Genomic DNA, 14182 nt, shown 5'->3' with positions numbered 1-14182 from the left:
AGGTAGTTGAGGCTTTTTTGCGTGCACCTGCAGTGATGGAAAACAGGCTTGGCCAAGGTTTGAACAGAGCATCTATGACGATGGTCGAGGAAGCGCGCGAAGGACTCAGGGCAAATGACAGTATTGTGCTTTCAACCTTGCTGAACAGTATTTATTACGAAAAGCCTAGTTTTTATGAGCGCGATATTTTTCCTCATGTGGCTTATGGCTATTATGTAGAAAATGGTACTGACCCTGGTTACTTTCCTCCTCTAGCTCCTTTGAAGGACTGGCTCAGAATACGCGGATCAGATGATATAGATGGTGATGCTCATAAGTTGCGACTCCACATCTATCGCCATGGTACAAAACCTCATCCGTTCTGGTGGTCAGCTTATGCTCGTGCTGAACCGAAAATTCAAGACATTATTGAAAATTATGTAGTGTATGGCCTGAAGGATGTATTTGGATAATGAACTGTTTTCAATATCATCTTGACGCCCTCAAGGCTGGTATTGAAAAAGCCATGCCTGATGTAATCGTCAATCGTAGTCTTATTGACCATACTGAATTGAGACGAGATGAGCTGCTGACAGGTGTGATTACCATTCTGATGGAACGAATTAATGTTCAGAATGACTGGACCAGCTCATTACGTGTACTGATAACCGGCCAGCTTGAGGTGGAGCCTGCAGCTGAGCAGGAACAGACAGGCGGGCTGGTCGAAGTGGCTGAACTGGCTTTGTTTTCAAGGCTTCGCGCCTTTCTACGTAATACTGGCGGTTTACCGCATATTGATTTGGAGTTTGTTGAATTCTCTGCACAGAGCAAAGTGCCCTATGGCTGGTTTGTATTGCGTATTAATTATGGTCCTCTCAATGAGGCCAGTTCAGATATGCTGGATGAAGATATCTATCCGTCAAATGTAATTGTTAGTGATATGAAGGGCGTAAACGCTCGGATAGACATCGAACCACATGAGATGCGGAAAGAGCATGAAAAATGGCTAGATGATGATTTTAGTAGCAGTGTGCCTGATGCTGAAGTGAATATTGAATATGGAGTGAATGATGGAAGTGGTAAACCTTAAGCCACGTGAGGGTCTGAAAGTCAGATTGGAAAATGGTATGGGCTTTGTAGAGGAAGGTGGGCAGCAGCTGCCACTGACAGCCTATTATCGCCGTAGACTTTTAGATGGTGATTTAATTGAGACTAAACCTGTAAAGGGTAAATGATGGCTGATAATATTACATTTGATACTATTTCAGGGGATACGCCACTGGGTGGTGTATTTCTTGAAATAGATCCTAGTGCAGCGATTTCCAGCCCTGCAGTAATGGAACATAAGGTGCTGCTAATCGGGCAAAAACTGAACAATACTTCTGAGCCTCTCCTGGTGCCGAAACGCCTGCTAAATCCTGATGATGCCAGTGCAAAATATGGTCAAGGTTCGATGCTTCACTGTATGGCCAAAGCCATGCAGAAAGTGTCTGACAGTCTGGGGATGATGGATGTTTACGCTATAGCAGTTGATGATGTTGGTGTAGCGGCCACTGCTACCATTGCAGTGAGTGGTTCTGCAGTGGAAAGCAGGGTTCTGAATATTTATATAGGCGGGGTTCAGCATCAAGTTACGGTGACCAGTGGTGATTCTGCTATAGCTATCGCTGAGCATATTCAGGCCGTTCTGGCTCAGAACTGTGATTTACCTGTGACTGCGACTTTGAAGGATGCAGTTGTAACGCTGACAGCAAAAAATAAAGGCGAGATCGGTAATGGTCTAGAGGTGGCTTGGCAGTATTACGATGGCGATTATTTGCCAAACGGAATTACAGTCAATATTTCTGGTGGCAGTGATGGTAAAGGCCAGCTGAGTGGCGGCAGTGGTGCTCCTGTAATTGCAGATGCGTTGGCTGCGGTGAGTGAGGAACAGTTCTACACGATTATCTGTCCGTATAACGATGATATGAACTGGCAACAAATTGATGCTGATATGGCGGCGCGCTGGGGTGGCATGAATATGAAAACGGGTCATGTTTTCTCAGCTATGTGTGGTACGCATGCTCAGCTGAGCACTTTTGGTGCCAAGCGCAACTCCGCCCATGGCAGCTGTCTGGGTTTGAAAAATTCACCAACATGGGTACCTGAGTTGGCTACGGCTTTCGGGCTGACATGTGAGTGGTACGGCAGTAGTGATCCAGCCTTGCCATTGAAGTCAGTAGCGGTGCCTGGTGTATTGGCTCCACGCAGTAAGGATCGCTTTATCTATGGTGAACGGGCGTTGCTGGTAAAAGACGGTATTTCAACAGTTACCATTGATACTCAGGGTACTGTGATGCTGGAACGGGTGGTTACTTATTATCAGAAAAACGCGCTGGGACTGGATGACCGTAGCCTGATGAGTCTGGAAACCAAATGGACGGTAGATTATTACCGCTATGTGGTTCGTGCACGTATTGCAGCGAAATGGCCCCGCCACAAACTGGTAGACAATGGCACTAATATTGCGCCCGGACAAAAGTTTGTCACGCCCAATGCTATTAACGATGAAATCACAGCTATTGAACGTGATTTGGAAGAGATGGGCATTGTGGAGGATGTAGATACGTCTAAGAAAAATCGCATTGTGGTGCGCAGTAAAACTGATATGGATCGTGTTAATGCTGTTTTGCCACCGAATATTGTAAATCAGTTTCGAACGTTTGCTGCGGCCGTTCAATATCGACTGTAAAGGATAAATTATGGCAAATAATGGTGCTGTTACCGGTCTATGTTATATCAGTATCAATGGGCAGCGTTTGCATTCGGAGCCGGATGCTACTTTGACCGTTGGCGGGCCGGTAGGCGAAGCGTCTATGAGTACATTGGGGTTTGTTGGCATACATAATAAGGAAATTCAACCAGGTAGTGTGAAGTTCAAGTTGATACATACTGGTGATCTTGATATTTCTATGCTGCAGCGTTTGCGAAATCAGACATTGACTTTTGAAACAGACTCTGGACAACGGTATCTCATTCGTAATGCGGGCACAATTGAAGCAGTAGAGTTGTCGAAGAATTCTATTGATATTAAAATGGCAGGAAATCCTGCAGAGCTATGTTAAATGCTTAGATTTGTAGAATTTTGGTAGTTTTTATTTCCCCTTATGATTTTTCCTATCCCTGCCTGCCCCTTGGCAGGGTTTTTTTTGTGAATTTCATCAGTCAGCTTTCAACGACGCATGTCAGGCGGTAAAATTGTCAAAGAATCAAATTTATTATAAAATGTTGAAAATTCCCGAAAATATTTGGTGATTGGTTTATGTCTTCTTGATATTTTTCTACCTCCCCCCTGTTATCTCCATGCAGGGGTTTTTTTTGTCTGTAAATCTGTAAAATAATATCTATGTGCCTTTTAATGGCGGACGATAATGGGATGGCTTCGGCGGCCGGTGTCTAGTTCCGGTCTATCAAACCTGCAGTCTGTCCGCCTCCTAAATCCTAAATTGACGGTATTGACATGCCTTCAGGGTTGTTGTTAAATATTGTTGTGGTTTCAATAGGCCACACGGGTTTAGCAGCTCGGATTACTCGGCAGATGGCCGCTATACGCACATGACGTGCGCTGCGGTGTTTTTATATCTGCAAAACACTATCAGTTTGCCTTTCAATGGTGGACGATGGTGGGGAGGCTTCGGCCTGCCGGTTTCGAGTACCGGTCTGCTAACCCTGCTTTACGTCCGCCTCTTTTCATGTTTAGCAGCATGACAGAGGTCTTTATGACTAACACGAAAGGCAATATCATGAGCATTCGCTCGGCGTACAAACGCCCACCTCTTCTCACTCAGACGCTCCGAACATTTGATTCACTTTCCCTAGCCAGTGATTTTATTGGACGAATATCTATATACAGTAAGGGTAACTACTGTTTTAATATTCAACAAACCGCAGCCAACCGCTGGGTGGTATCTCGGGTGATTTCGGGGGGTGTGCAATGAATAGTAATAAGCCGGATTTAAATGATGCATTGGATATGCTGTATGGCACGCGCAAGGCACTAGACGGTATTCTTTGTCTACTGTCGGTAACCAATTCGGAAAAAATGGATATTGAGCAGATGAGTCAGCTGCTGCAAACTTTTTCTCTCAGGTTGTCCATGTGTGAGAATGTGATGAAAAAAGCGATAGATGCTTATAACGCAAATATTGCTGTCTAGATAATTAAAGTTTGTGATCTAATTCTAGTAATGACACGCACCTTCGGGTGCGTTTTTGCTATTAATGACGGAGTTGACTTGCCGCCAGAGTTGTTGTTTAATATCGGTGTGGTTTTAATAGGCCACACGGGTTTAGCAGCTCGGATAACATGGCAGATTGCCGCTATGCACATGATGTGCGCTGCGGTATTTTTATATCTGCAAAACACTATCAGTCGCCTTTCAATGGTGGACGATGGTAGGGAGGCCTAGGCCTGCCAGTTCGTGTTACTGGTCTGCTAACCCTGCTGTCCGTCCGCCTCTTTTCATGTTTAGCAGCATGACAGAGGTCTTTATGACTAACACGAAAGGCAATATCATGAGTACTCGCTCTCTTTATCATTGTGGACCTCTTGTTACTCAGGTGCTTCGTGAATTTGATTCACTTCCCCGAGCCTGTGAATTTGTAAAGCGCATGACCCCATACAATAGAGATAAATTCTGTTTCAATATTCAGCAAACCTCAGACGATCACTGGGTGGTATCGCGAGTGGTTTGTGGAGGTGTGGAAGTTGGGTAAATTGCAGTAATGACACGCACCTTCGGGTGCGTTTTTGCTATTAATGAGTTCGCTTTTCCGGATATAATATTTTTATTTTAAGGGAAAATGCATGAGATTCAGGCTGATGGGGTTGAGTGTGTTACTGCTGTTGGCTGGGTGCTGGAAATCGGACACTAATATTGTGAAGAATGCGTCTCAAGATGCTCAATCATCGGCTGCCGTCTCTGAAACTTTACTTGTCCCAGTAGATGCTTCTTCCTCGCTACCGCATAATGATATTAAACCAGCCGAGGCAAGGGCTTTTGCCACTAAGCTCTTAAAAAAAATTATGGCTGATGAGCGGTTTGTTTTAGATGCGTATGAGTTGAAAGAGTACGATATTCTAAAGAAATATGCCCTACATGATATACCTGAGTATATGAATAAACCTTATAGTGAAGTTGAGAGTAAGGTTCCTTTTCTTTCGCCATATTTTCCTTATTCTGATGTAATGGATCCTTACACTGCTTGTGATACTGCTTTGACTAAATTGGCTCACTTAGCCAGTATTATGGGAGATTTGGTAAGAGAGGACACATCAAGCATGCGTCAGATAGTACGGGAAGAAAAGGAAAAATATATTGAGGCAAGGGACAAATGTAAAAAGCGGGTGCATATGAGTTATGAGGAGGCCTACCAAGCTTACAACGCAGAATAAGATGTCAAACAGTTTTGCATAAATCTCCCCTTTTTTGTCGATTATGGGCAGCCTAAGATTAGGCTGCCTTAATTTTTATCTGGTGGTGGATCGTATGAGAAGTGTATTGGTTGAGTTAAAACAAGGATTCAAAATCGGTGATCAGATGCTGAAAACGTTGACTTTACGTCAACCACGGGTGGCAGACTTGATTGCAGCGGAACAGACAATCCCAGCAAACGGTAAAGAAATTGCCTTTAGGGCTGCATTGATTGCTGTATGTATAGAAAATTTAGATGGCTATGATGGTGTGGTTACTCAGAAAATGGTTACTGAACTGAGTATCAATGATTATGCGATTTTGTTTGATGCCCTCAATACCTTAGAAAATGAGGAAACTGAAGAGACAAAAAAAGACTAAATCTGCTAAAGGCAATTTTGCTGTTAGCAGAACATACCGGCTGGTCTGAAACCGCTATTCTAGAACTTCCGGAAGCGCGGTTTTATGCTTATATCAACATACTGACGAAAACTGAGGACAACTGGTGAGCAAGATTCAAAATATTTTGGTCAAAATTACAGCGAATGCAGACAGTTTATCGAAGGTTTTCCGGCAGAGTGCTCAAGAAGTCAATTCGCTGGACAGTAAGGTACGCAAAGCTGGTCTGGGAGGCCATTTTCGCGGCCTGATAAACGACTTGCGTACCGTGCGACGGGAATCCCGTGACGCATATAAGCAGATGTCGGCACTTCAGAAAGAGGCTCACCGTGCGCGTCAGGCCGGCACGATAATGGCTGGTGGTATGGCTGCGGCATGGGTGCTGAAAGATCCGGCCAATAAAACAATGGATTTTGAATTACGTATGAGGCATTTGGCTAATACAGCATTTGCGGGAGAGTCATTTGCTCAACGTAAAGATGGAGCAAAACAGTTAGAGGCGGCTGTTAATGCATCTGTACGCAAATACGGTGGAGATCGGGAAAGCTCTGCTAATGCTTTAGATACGATTATTGCCTCTGGTGTTATGGATGCTAAAGATGCCATGGCTTCCCTGCCAGTAGTTCAGAAATATTCGACTGCATTCGATGCAGAATCTGAAAAAATGGCAGCTATTGCTCTTGCTGGTGTTCAGAACATGCGCGTCTCGCCTAAAAAAATCGACAGATTGTTTGAAATTGCGGGTAAAGGTGGTCAGCTTGGTGGTTATGAACTTAAAGATATGGCCAAGATGCTTCCTGAACAAACATCATCAGCTGCAAAAGTTGGTCTAAGTGGTGAAGCGGGATTTGCGCATCTGATTGCATTAAATCAAGTAGCACGCACATCCGCTGGTACAGCCGATATAGCTGGTAATAATGTAGTTAACCTATTAGAGAAATTAAAATCAAGAGACACAATCGGCGCATTTAGGAAAAATTTTGATATCAATTTAGTTAAAGAATACAAAAACGGCTTATTACAGGGAAAAGATACTCTTGATGTATTTATGGATACGATTGATAAAATCGTAGCCAAAGATAAACGTTTTCAAAAAGCAAAAGCTCAAGCCGAGAAAGCAGTCAAAAGAGGCGATAAATCAGCAGAAACGTGGGATAAAATTGGGGATATTGTACAAAGCTCTGTGATTGGTGATGTAGTTAATGATCGTCAGGCAGGGGCTGCATTGGCAGCTATGATAGCGCAGCGAAAACAGATGGCCGATATCCGACAACAGGTAATGGCCGCACAAGGTGTTGGCGATGATAATTTTGCTTTGGTTGCCGATAGTAACGCTTTCAAAGTGAATCAGCTTAAGAATGAAAAGGACATTAAGACTCAGGCAGCTTTTGAGCCTTTTAATAATGGATTGGGCATTGCTTCAGAAAAACTGATTGAGTTTTCAAACTCCTTCCCGAAATTGACTACGGCTATGACTGGAATGGGCTATGGTGCCGCTGCAGTTGGTGCTGCGGGTATAGGTGGCGGCTTGTTTTCAAAGCTGGCCGGTAAGCTGCCAAAAGGCGGAACCAGTGCTGTAGAAAAAGTGGCCAAAGCGGCGAAATTGGTTAAAGAGCCTCTGAAATTATTGCCGGGCCCAGTAAGAGAAGGTGGTTTGGCCAAAGGTAACTTTTTTACTAGGATGCTTAAAGCTACCGGTCGTTTTGCCGGTAGGACAGTGACAGAGGGCGGTCGTCTGGTTGGTAAGACGGTATTGAGTACAGGACGCTTTGCCGGTAATACAAGTTTGAGTGCTGGGCGTTTTGCGGGAAGAACACTATTGAGTGCCGGTAGGTTAGCTGGTAAGGCTGCGACTGGCGTAGGACGTGGAGTGCTCGGGTTGCTGGGTGCTCGCTCAAGTTTTGGATTGGGTGCATTGTTTCACTCTGAGGAGCTGAATAAAGGTGAAAGTGCACGAATGTTTCAACTGCAGCAGCAGTATGCGCGCAAACAACGTATGCCAAAGACTGCAGCTGGTGGTAACCCTGAAATAAATAAAAATCGAGCGGCTATGGGGCTGGGTGGAGATGTTCCACGGCAGACGGCTCAGGCAATCAGTAAATCTGGTGATGCAGTGGTGGCTAAAGCTCAGGCTATTGAACAGGCACTGGTTGCTCGTGTCGGTAATACTAAGATTGAAGGTAATATTAACGTTAAGATTACGGCTCCAGCCGGTTTTGGTGTTCAGACTAATGTTCAGAGTAATAAAAATACGCGGCTAAATCTTGGACTAGCCGGTATAGGCGGAGGCTAACAATGGCCATACGTCCTGCGTCATTTAAATCTGTACCATTCTATATTGAGGAATCAGAAGCAGAGTACGGGCGCCGTATGGTGCTGCATAAGTACCCTTTCCGCGATATACCTTATCTGGAAGATTTAGGCCGCGATACGCGCTGTTTTCGCTTTGCTGCTTTTGTAATGGATCAGGCAGCACATGATGCCCTCGTAGAGGCGTTAGAAAGCCCAGGTGGCGGAACGCTGATTCATCCGTTTTATGGTTCTCAGTTTGTTACTGTGGCTGAGCAACATGCGCGTGTCCATTATCCTCGCTGTGATGGTGGGCGCTTTGAGTTCGACCTTGCTTTTGTGGAGGCGGGTGAAAATCTGGAGCCGGATGCACAGGAGGATGCGACCGGCCAGCTGGAGAATATGATTGATGATGCCATTGAAGCTTTGGGACTAGATTTTTTAGCAAATTGGCTGGATGAAATCAAGGGCTGGCTGGACATGGCCGCCAGTAGAATTGATTCATTGCTGGCAGCGTTTGAATCATACCTGGAGCCAGCTGAGCGGGCGTTGTCGGAAATTAAGTCTATTATTGATAATGGCCGGCATATGCTGACAAAGCCCTTGGAGCTTTATTACCGTATAAGCGGGCTAATTGAGCAGATTACGCATATTCAGTTATTACCATTTGGAACCAAACTGGATCTTGGAAGAATGATGGCCACTGCTTCCAGTTTCCATGCCTCACCCCCTGTGGATCCAAGTCAGCGCACTTTGCAGGAATTATCCGGCCAGCCGTCTCAACAGCAAAGTCGTCCACAGTGGTCTTATCCCTATGCGCAGCAGGATGTACGGGATATTCCACCATTACCGCCCTGTCTTGCTGATGCTGTTAGACGCAATTTTATTCTGAGTCAGGCTCTGGATGTGGCAACGGAAGATTACGCAAGTAAGTCGGATATTTTGGCAGCTCGAGATGAGGTGATTTCGTTGCTGGATAATGAGCTGGTTTTGTGTGATGGTGAGGTTTTTCAAAGTTTGCAGGATGTGCGAGCGCAGGTTGTATTGACTGCTCAGGCAAGACTGCCATTACTACGTGATACTTGTTATCTAACGAGTAAAACGGTGCAGCCGGCCATTGTGCTGGCTTATCAGGTAAACGGCCGTATTGATGGCTATGATGATGTTGTTGCGCGCAATCATGTTAACCATCCGCTGTTTGTGCATACAGGCAATGTGGAGGTTATCAGGAATGCCCAATAATTGTACATTGCTGGTCAATAATCAGATTTATGGTGGGTGGAAGGAAATTACTGTCGAGCGTGGCATCGAGCAGATGAGCGGAGGGTTTTCACTCAAAGTGACTGAACACTGGCCAGATCAGGTTGAAGACCATCCGATTAAACCAGGTGATCAGTGTGTGGTTAAGATTGACGATGAGCCGGTAGTAACTGGTTATGTGGATCGTGTGCATGCTGGTTATGATGCAAATCAAACGTGGTTTAATATTGATGGCCGAGATAAAACAGCGGATTTGGTAGACAGTTCTGCCATCCATAATTCAGGCCAATGGAGAAGCGGGACAGTTAAGCAGATAGCTACCGATTTATGTATGCCTTTTGGTATTGCGGTAGTTATCGGTCAAAGAGGTGCCAGGAAAGCCACTGAACCAGTGCATAGTTTTTCGCTTGAGGATGGAGAAACAGTTCAGGATGCGCTTACACGATTATTGCGAATGAAAGCCCTGATGATGTGGACCGACGGTTCAGGACGGCTGATTATCGATTTACCCGGAAGAGTGATGGCACTGACTGCGCTGACTGAAGGTGAAAATATTCTGTCTGCAGAGCTGCAGCTGGATGAGACTCACCAATTTGCGGAATATATTATCAAGGGGCAAGGACGGCATGGAAAACATGATATCCGAGGGTCAGCCAAAGACAATACGGTTAAACGTTATCGTCCATTGATATTGCTGGCAGAAGACCAGACACAGGATCCGGCTGAACGAGCCAAATATGAGGTAACAGTACGACGTGGTAAAGCAGATCGCGCCAATATTCGGGTTCAAAGCTGGCGGCAAGGCGGCGATATGGGACCGTTATGGATACCAGGATTAAGGGTGGTTGTTAACTCCTCGCATATCCACAAAAACGCAGCAGAGATGATTATTGCCTCTCTTACCTATTCCAAGAATGAGAATGAAGGAACGGTCTGCAGCCTTAATGTAGCTAATCCAGATGCATTTGATACGATTGCACAAAATCCTAAACCTAAACATAAGGGTCGTAAAAGCAAAGGTAAGCGTAAGCGTAAAGGCAGACGCGGCCGTAAACGCCGTCAACCTATTGATGAGGACTTTTAATTTTAAATTATGAATCCATTGCAAAAGCTCAGACTTGTGGTGGCCAGAGGTGTGGTGAATTTGGTCAAATATGCGGGATTACAGGAAATGCAGGTTAATCTGCTTGAAGGTGAAACCCGTGATGAAGTCGAACGTGTTCAGAATTTCGGTCATTCTGGTAATCCTCCAGCCGGTTCAACTGTGGTGGCGGTGGCTGTAGGAGGCAGCCGTGACCATATGATTGTTGTGGGATGTGAGCATCCTGATTATTCGCCGTCATTGCAAAGTGGTGAATCAGCCATGTATGCACAGTTTGGCCAGCTGCTAAAAATGGATAAGGACGGTAATGTAATCCTCAAATGTAAAAGTTTACGGATAGAGTCTGATGGGGATGTATCACTAAGTGCTACCGGTGGGATTGAGCAGAAGGCCAAAGGTGCATTAAGCATTTCAGCCCAAGGTGGCTCAAATATCCGCGGAGGTCTGGGAGCAGATAAGATTGATGGGGAAGTGGTTTCCTCCAAAGGTGTGGTTCTGGAAACTCACACTCATACCGGCGTGGCTCCGGGTGGCAGTAACACTGGAGTACCGGTGAAATGACAAAAGTGGTGCTGGATCTGCAATATGGTATTCCGTTTAATCTATATGAAGATGAATTACTGGGTGCTGTGATATTGAGCCTGTATTGTGATGCTCGTGGCGTAGAAGCTGACGGGAGTGTCGGTCGTGGTTGGTGGGCAGATGGCCTTACCGAACGGGACCGATGGGGCAGCAGGCTGTGGGAGTTAATTCGCAGTAAAGACATACCGGAAACGTTACGTATCGCTGAGGATTATGCTAAAGCGGCATTATCATGGATCGTTGATGACGGTGTGGCCAGTAATGTATCAGTTATGGCTTACAGTCCGAAGAGAACGGTTCTTGGACTACTGGTAAAAATTGATAATCATTCGATAAATTTGGAAGTAGCAAATGCCTTACGACCGTGAAAGTTTAGCAGAATTAAACCGAAGACTTGAGCAGGAACTGCCACTAGCAACCAGTAGTCCTGCTTTGCGCAGAACTCTTTATCTGCCATTTTCCCGAGCTTTGGCAGCAGCCGTATATGGTATTCATGATCATCTTGACTGGCGTACTAGGCAATTGTTTCCTCAAACCTGCGATGACGATATTTTGGAAAACCTGCACGTTGATTTATGGTTGCAAGGGGACAGCCGCAATCCAGCAGTAGCAGCCCGAGGATCGGCAACCGTTAAGGGTACTGAAGGTTGCGTCATTGAGGCGGGTACTCTACTTAATCGCAATGACGGTAAACAATTTGCAGTGATTAATACGGAAATTATTGGTACTGATGGCACTGCAACTGTGCAATTAATTGCACTTGAACCGGGGAAAAACGGGAACACTTTGGCTGGTGATGCTTTGTACTTGGCCAATCCTGTTAAAGGAGTTGAATCAACGATTACGGTCATCAATATTGAAGGCGGTACAGATATTGAATCTATAGATGAATTGCGTCAGCGCGTGGTTGAAAGTCGTAAATTGGGTGGTGAGTGCGGAAAAACAGCAGATTGGGTACGATGGGCAAAAGAAATCAGCGGAGTCACAAGGGCATGGGCTGCACCTAAACTGTCTGGTGCTGGGACAGTGACAGTGTACTTTGTTAGGGATAACGATACTGTGATTTATCCGGATGCAAAAGAATGTGACAAAGTTCAGAAGCACCTGGAAAGAACAGCTCTGCCATTTGGTGAAATTTATGTTGTTTCCCCTCAGCCTTATACTATTAATTTTTCCATTAAAGTTGAGCCGGACACTACTGAAGTGCGAACCGCGGTGCAACAGGCTTTGTCGGTTTTAATTGAAAACAACGTCACGCCTGTGGCTTACGATGAATATGGCGAACTGGTTCTGCCGGCTCAGGGCGGTGTAATTCTGCTGTCACATATCCGTCAGGCAATCAGTAATGCTACAGGTGAATACAATCATGTATTACTCAGTCCGACTACGGATATCAGGCTGCCTGTAGGTGTATTACCGGTGATGGGAAAGATTGAATGGACTTCCTGACAGCACTGCAGCAGTTGTTGCCACCAGGCATTGCTCTTAATCCTGAATCACTAGAAGTACATGACTTGCTACATAAAACAGCTAAAGAATTTGAGAGCTATGCTGTACTAGAACAAGCGATATTCAGTGAAACCGACCCTCGGCATGCCAAAATTATTTTGCAGGAATATGAACGTAGTTTAGGGCTGCCAAGCCGCTGTACTAAGGGATTGCAAACGATAGCTGAAAGGCGTGCAGCTGTTTACAATCAAATCATTGACCGTGGAGGCATAAGGCGTACCCGATATTTAGGCATACTTTCACGATTGGGACAGAAAAATGCCTCTATTGAGCGGTTTAAGCTGTATACCTGTGATTCTTTGTGTACAGATCCTATTTTCAGTGAACGTGATTGGTTGTTTACATGGGCGGTTAATGTTCATGATACCGCAGAAGTTACATCATTCACGTGTCAGAGTCAGTGCAGTGAACCGTTAGGTATCTGGGGTAATACCATGATTGAATGTGAACTGGATAAAGAAAAACCAGCATATTCAATTATAATTTTTCGTTATTTGGATAATTAATTATGCAACGTGTGCCATTAGAAAACAGGGCTCAAAAAGATAAATTCGGTCAGGGCAAACATGGATTTCAATCTGGTAATCCAAGTACAGGCGTATTGGCTACTATTCCCGGGGCTTCTTTTTTTGACAGTATTCAAGAAGAGCTAGCAGCGGTTGTTGAACAATCGGGTGATTCGCTTGACACTAACAATAACCATCAGGTTATTGCTGCAATCAAGAAATTGATTGCAGCCAATGTTCCTGCAAGTGCCACAGATAAGGTTGCCGGCATAACTAAGATTATTGATCGTCTGGATTCAGATGATGCATTGGCAGCTTTGTCAGCACGGCAAGGTAAAGCATTGTTTGACGGCAAACTGGATAAAGAGGGGGTAGCCAAAACCGCACTTTATGCAGCGCAGATTGCGGCGCGCAAAATCGGTGGTGTGACATTCAATGCCAAAAGTGATATTGATTTACCCGGTGTTAACATACCAGGTAATCAGGACACATCTGGGAATGCAAATAGTGCTACAAAGCTTAAAGATTCCCGGCTAATTGGTGGGTTTCCTTTCGATGGTACCCAAGATATAAGCATTATTCCGGCTGGAGCTATTCAGTATTTTACTCAATCCTCAGCCCCTGCCGGCTGGTTAAAAGCTAATGGTGCAGCCGTGTCAAGAAAGGATTATGCAAATCTTTTTGCCGCAATAGGGACGAGTTACGGAGCCGGTGACGGTAATACTACATTTAATTTGCCGGATTTTAGAGGTGAATTTTTCCGCTGCTGGGACGATGGTCGCGGATTGGATAAAGGCCGGCTACTTGGATCTTGGCAGGATAGTGAAAATAAATCGCATCAACATACCGGCAATACCTCTTCTGGCGGAGCTCACTATCATATTGGTACTACCGATTGGGACGGGCAGCATACCCACCCTGTAGGCAAAACTGGTGGTGGCAACGGCTCGCAGGCGGCCAAATCTTTCGCCGATACAGGCGGGGAAATCGCTGCGGCTGGTAACCATGCGCATAACTTCACTACAAGCTGGAGCGGTGAGCATACTCACGCATTTTGGACTGAATGGGTTGGCGGTGCTGAATCACGACCGCGTAACGTTGCAT

20 protein-coding genes are annotated in these 14182 nt (G+C 45.3%); all 20 read left to right on the top strand.

Translation table 11 applies throughout. The annotated features are described in order from the left end of the window. Window positions 1-17 precede the first annotated feature (17 nt). Window positions 18-452: a hypothetical protein gene (locus J3U75_RS07665; RefSeq protein ID WP_267391349.1), complete on the top strand. Its 435-nt coding sequence runs from the start codon at window positions 18-20 to the stop codon at window positions 450-452. Beyond that, window positions 452-1069, top strand: a complete 618-nt coding sequence (locus J3U75_RS07660; protein WP_267391348.1) for a hypothetical protein — start codon at window positions 452-454, stop codon at window positions 1067-1069. The genes J3U75_RS07665 and J3U75_RS07660 overlap by 1 nt, the downstream gene beginning before the upstream one ends. Next, complete coding sequence (locus J3U75_RS07655; protein ID WP_267391347.1) at window positions 1050-1214, top strand: DUF2635 domain-containing protein; 165 nt, start codon at window positions 1050-1052, stop codon at window positions 1212-1214. The genes J3U75_RS07660 and J3U75_RS07655 overlap by 20 nt, the downstream gene beginning before the upstream one ends. Next, entirely contained in the window at window positions 1214-2710 is a 1497-nt protein-coding gene (locus J3U75_RS07650) for a phage tail sheath C-terminal domain-containing protein (RefSeq protein WP_267391346.1), read from the top strand. The genes J3U75_RS07655 and J3U75_RS07650 overlap by 1 nt, the downstream gene beginning before the upstream one ends. A gap of 10 nt (window positions 2711-2720) precedes the next feature. Continuing rightward, window positions 2721-3083, top strand: a complete 363-nt coding sequence (locus J3U75_RS07645) for a phage tail tube protein (protein WP_267391345.1) — start codon at window positions 2721-2723, stop codon at window positions 3081-3083. Window positions 3084-3573: 490 nt separating this feature from the next. After that, a complete protein-coding gene (locus J3U75_RS07640) occupies window positions 3574-3726 on the top strand; it encodes a hypothetical protein (protein ID WP_267391344.1) in 153 nt (50 codons plus the stop codon). A gap of 11 nt (window positions 3727-3737) precedes the next feature. Then, window positions 3738-3956 carry a hypothetical protein gene (locus tag J3U75_RS07635; RefSeq protein ID WP_267391343.1) on the top strand — a complete coding sequence of 73 codons (219 nt, stop codon included), beginning with the start codon at window positions 3738-3740 and terminating at the stop codon, window positions 3954-3956. Next, entirely contained in the window at window positions 3953-4174 is a 222-nt protein-coding gene (locus J3U75_RS07630) for a hypothetical protein (protein WP_267391342.1), read from the top strand. Before J3U75_RS07635 ends, J3U75_RS07630 begins: the two co-directional genes overlap by 4 nt. A gap of 30 nt (window positions 4175-4204) precedes the next feature. Then, complete coding sequence (locus J3U75_RS07625; protein WP_267391341.1) at window positions 4205-4426, top strand: hypothetical protein; 222 nt, start codon at window positions 4205-4207, stop codon at window positions 4424-4426. Window positions 4427-4532: 106 nt separating this feature from the next. Further along, complete coding sequence (locus J3U75_RS07620; protein WP_267391340.1) at window positions 4533-4733, top strand: hypothetical protein; 201 nt, start codon at window positions 4533-4535, stop codon at window positions 4731-4733. 106 nt (window positions 4734-4839) lie between these two features. Beyond that, complete coding sequence (locus J3U75_RS07615; protein ID WP_267391339.1) at window positions 4840-5412, top strand: hypothetical protein; 573 nt, start codon at window positions 4840-4842, stop codon at window positions 5410-5412. Window positions 5413-5506: 94 nt separating this feature from the next. Beyond that, window positions 5507-5812 (top strand): phage tail assembly protein, encoded by a 306-nt coding sequence (locus tag J3U75_RS07610; protein ID WP_267391338.1) that lies wholly within the window; start codon window positions 5507-5509, stop codon window positions 5810-5812. A gap of 124 nt (window positions 5813-5936) precedes the next feature. Further along, entirely contained in the window at window positions 5937-8123 is a 2187-nt protein-coding gene (locus tag J3U75_RS07605; RefSeq protein WP_267391336.1) for a phage tail tape measure protein, read from the top strand. 2 nt (window positions 8124-8125) lie between these two features. Beyond that, entirely contained in the window at window positions 8126-9361 is a 1236-nt protein-coding gene (locus tag J3U75_RS07600) for a DNA circularization protein (protein WP_267391334.1), read from the top strand. Continuing rightward, window positions 9351-10463: a phage baseplate assembly protein gene (locus tag J3U75_RS07595; protein WP_267391333.1), complete on the top strand. Its 1113-nt coding sequence runs from the start codon at window positions 9351-9353 to the stop codon at window positions 10461-10463. Before J3U75_RS07600 ends, J3U75_RS07595 begins: the two co-directional genes overlap by 11 nt. A gap of 9 nt (window positions 10464-10472) precedes the next feature. Continuing rightward, a complete protein-coding gene (locus J3U75_RS07590; RefSeq protein ID WP_267391331.1) occupies window positions 10473-11042 on the top strand; it encodes a phage baseplate assembly protein V in 570 nt (189 codons plus the stop codon). Next, window positions 11039-11431, top strand: a complete 393-nt coding sequence (locus J3U75_RS07585; RefSeq protein ID WP_267391330.1) for a phage GP46 family protein — start codon at window positions 11039-11041, stop codon at window positions 11429-11431. The genes J3U75_RS07590 and J3U75_RS07585 overlap by 4 nt, the downstream gene beginning before the upstream one ends. Continuing rightward, a complete protein-coding gene (locus J3U75_RS07580) occupies window positions 11415-12512 on the top strand; it encodes a baseplate J/gp47 family protein (protein WP_267391329.1) in 1098 nt (365 codons plus the stop codon). Before J3U75_RS07585 ends, J3U75_RS07580 begins: the two co-directional genes overlap by 17 nt. Continuing rightward, window positions 12500-13078: a putative phage tail protein gene (locus tag J3U75_RS07575; protein WP_267391328.1), complete on the top strand. Its 579-nt coding sequence runs from the start codon at window positions 12500-12502 to the stop codon at window positions 13076-13078. Before J3U75_RS07580 ends, J3U75_RS07575 begins: the two co-directional genes overlap by 13 nt. A gap of 2 nt (window positions 13079-13080) precedes the next feature. Further along, window positions 13081-14182 (top strand): phage tail protein (locus J3U75_RS07570; protein ID WP_267391327.1); only part of this gene is annotated, 1102 nt, incomplete at its 3' end.

The organism is Snodgrassella sp. B3088 (genome assembly GCF_026535815.1).
GTDB lineage: Bacteria > Pseudomonadota > Gammaproteobacteria > Burkholderiales > Neisseriaceae > Snodgrassella > Snodgrassella alvi_E.
This window is presented reverse-complemented; position numbering and strand designations above follow the sequence as displayed.

Coding starts and splice junctions, on each gene's coding strand:
- J3U75_RS07660 (WP_267391348.1), top strand. CDS start 452: ATGAACTGTTTTCAATATCATCTTGACGCCCTCAAGGCTGGTATTGAA.
- J3U75_RS07655 (WP_267391347.1), top strand. CDS start 1,050: ATGGAAGTGGTAAACCTTAAGCCACGTGAGGGTCTGAAAGTCAGATTG.
- J3U75_RS07650 (WP_267391346.1), top strand. CDS start 1,214: ATGGCTGATAATATTACATTTGATACTATTTCAGGGGATACGCCACTG.
- J3U75_RS07645 (WP_267391345.1), top strand. CDS start 2,721: ATGGCAAATAATGGTGCTGTTACCGGTCTATGTTATATCAGTATCAAT.
- J3U75_RS07640 (WP_267391344.1), top strand. CDS start 3,574: ATGACGTGCGCTGCGGTGTTTTTATATCTGCAAAACACTATCAGTTTG.
- J3U75_RS07635 (WP_267391343.1), top strand. CDS start 3,738: ATGACTAACACGAAAGGCAATATCATGAGCATTCGCTCGGCGTACAAA.
- J3U75_RS07630 (WP_267391342.1), top strand. CDS start 3,953: ATGAATAGTAATAAGCCGGATTTAAATGATGCATTGGATATGCTGTAT.
- J3U75_RS07625 (WP_267391341.1), top strand. CDS start 4,205: ATGACACGCACCTTCGGGTGCGTTTTTGCTATTAATGACGGAGTTGAC.
- J3U75_RS07620 (WP_267391340.1), top strand. CDS start 4,533: ATGAGTACTCGCTCTCTTTATCATTGTGGACCTCTTGTTACTCAGGTG.
- J3U75_RS07615 (WP_267391339.1), top strand. CDS start 4,840: ATGGGGTTGAGTGTGTTACTGCTGTTGGCTGGGTGCTGGAAATCGGAC.
- J3U75_RS07610 (WP_267391338.1), top strand. CDS start 5,507: ATGAGAAGTGTATTGGTTGAGTTAAAACAAGGATTCAAAATCGGTGAT.
- J3U75_RS07600 (WP_267391334.1), top strand. CDS start 8,126: ATGGCCATACGTCCTGCGTCATTTAAATCTGTACCATTCTATATTGAG.
- J3U75_RS07595 (WP_267391333.1), top strand. CDS start 9,351: ATGCCCAATAATTGTACATTGCTGGTCAATAATCAGATTTATGGTGGG.
- J3U75_RS07590 (WP_267391331.1), top strand. CDS start 10,473: ATGAATCCATTGCAAAAGCTCAGACTTGTGGTGGCCAGAGGTGTGGTG.
- J3U75_RS07585 (WP_267391330.1), top strand. CDS start 11,039: ATGACAAAAGTGGTGCTGGATCTGCAATATGGTATTCCGTTTAATCTA.
- J3U75_RS07580 (WP_267391329.1), top strand. CDS start 11,415: ATGCCTTACGACCGTGAAAGTTTAGCAGAATTAAACCGAAGACTTGAG.
- J3U75_RS07575 (WP_267391328.1), top strand. CDS start 12,500: ATGGACTTCCTGACAGCACTGCAGCAGTTGTTGCCACCAGGCATTGCT.